Origin of the sequence: Tsukamurella sputi (assembly GCF_007858445.1) — a bacterium.
Taxonomy (GTDB): domain Bacteria; phylum Actinomycetota; class Actinomycetes; order Mycobacteriales; family Mycobacteriaceae; genus Tsukamurella; species Tsukamurella sputi.
In genome coordinates this window covers 1-688 of the sequence record NZ_VIGV01000053.1, presented here as the reverse complement: position 1 = coordinate 688, position 688 = coordinate 1, and the positions used below count along the sequence as shown (strand labels likewise).

Genomic DNA, 688 nt, shown 5'->3' with positions numbered 1-688 from the left:
GCCCGCCTCGACGCCGCACAGTCCAACGCGCGCAGCCAGTAGTCGGACCCACCTGTCTGCACTAAGGTTCCTCGGCCGCTGCGACCCTGGAGGGGGTTGCAGCGGCCGATGTTGTTGTGCGAATCAATTCGACCCGATGGGGGTCTGGACCCAGAACACGGTGAAGGGAGGGGCCACCCGGTTGCGGTTGGCCCCTCCCTTCGCCGTTGGTGGTCAGCCGAACGTGCCACCTTCTTTGGCCAGGCGGACCAACAGCGGCGCAGGCTGCCAGCCGTCGGGGTTGTCGGCGATCAACTCGGCGAGCACCCGGTCGAGGCCGATCTGGTCGGCGTAGTACATGGGGCCGCCCAGGTGTCGGGGGAAGCCGTAGCCGGACACGTAGACAACGTCGATGTCGGACGATCGCTGAGCGATGCCTTCGTCGAGTATTCGGGCGCCCTCGTCAACCAGGGCGTACACCAGGCTTTCGGCGACCTGCCGATCGCTGGGGCGTTCATCTACGGCGATGCGGGGTCGGAAACGAGAGAGCATTTCCTCCACGACGGGGCTCGGTGCCGGGTTCCGGCCGCCGTTCGGGTAGTCGTACCAGCCAGCGCCAGTCTTCTGACCGAATCGTCCCATCTCGCAGAGGGTGTCAGAGATGGTGTCGTGCGGCATGTCGGGGTTCTCGTCGTATCGGCGTTTACGC

General features: G+C 65.8%; 1 protein-coding gene. It reads right to left on the bottom strand.

Annotated elements, in window-relative coordinates; all coding sequences use genetic code 11:
- Nucleotides 1–213: 213 nt before the first annotated feature.
- Nucleotides 214–688 (bottom strand): 3-hydroxyacyl-CoA dehydrogenase family protein (locus FK268_RS23120; RefSeq protein ID WP_231707238.1); only part of this gene is annotated, 475 nt, incomplete at its 5' end.